The 785-nt window shown below is 72.5% G+C and carries 1 protein-coding gene; it reads right to left on the bottom strand.

Annotated features, from left to right (window positions below; translation table 11 throughout):
* The coding region (locus ICW40_RS11840) for an APC family permease (RefSeq protein ID WP_260459125.1) at positions 1 to 785 on the bottom strand (785 nt) is incomplete at both ends.

Raw genomic sequence — 785 nt, 5'->3', positions numbered from 1 at the left:
CGAGCGCGCTGGTGAGGTTGAGCGCGAACGTGAACGCGTCCTCGGAGAAGAACGTCACGACGAGCAGCACCTGCGTGGTGATGGTCGACATGAGCAGCGCCGGCCCGGGTGCGTCGGCGGCGTTGGTGCGCGCGAGGAAGCGGGGGAGGTCGCGGCCCTCGGCGGCGACGAGCAGCACCTCGGCGGCCATGAGCGTCCACGCGAGGTAGGCGCCGAGCACGGAGATGACGAGCCCGACGCTGACCAGCCCAACGCCGAACGGTCCGACGGCGGCCTCGAGCACGCCGGCCATCGACGGCTGCCGCAACTCGGCGATGTCGGCGAGCGGCAGGACGCCGTAGGAGACGATCGTCACCGACGCGAAGATCGCCAGGACGGCGAGGAAGCCGAGCACGGTCGCGCGGCCGACGTCGGCCCGGCGGCGCGCGTGGCGGGAGTAGACGTTGGCGCCCTCGACGCCGATGAACACGAAGACCGTGATGAGGACGGTGCCGCGGACCTGGTCGAGCAGCGGCCCGGCGCTCGCGCCGCCCCGGAGGTTGGCGGCGAAGACGGCGGGGTCGAAGACGGTCAGCGCGAGGCCGATGAAGACGAGGATCGGCACGACCTTGGCGATCGTCACGATGCGGTTGACGTTCGCGGCCGCGCGCACGCCGCGGCGCACGAGCAGGTAGAAGGTCCAGACGCCGAGCGTCGCGAGGGCGAACGCGAGCGGGGTGTCGCCGGCGCCGAGCGCGGGCAGCACGGCGCCCACGGTGGACAGGATGAGCACCCAGTACGTGACG

This window comes from Actinotalea ferrariae (assembly GCF_019733465.1).
Lineage (GTDB): Bacteria > Actinomycetota > Actinomycetes > Actinomycetales > Cellulomonadaceae > Actinotalea > Actinotalea ferrariae_A.
The sequence above is the reverse complement of the archived record's forward strand: the minus strand, read 5'-3'. Positions and strand labels throughout refer to the sequence as shown.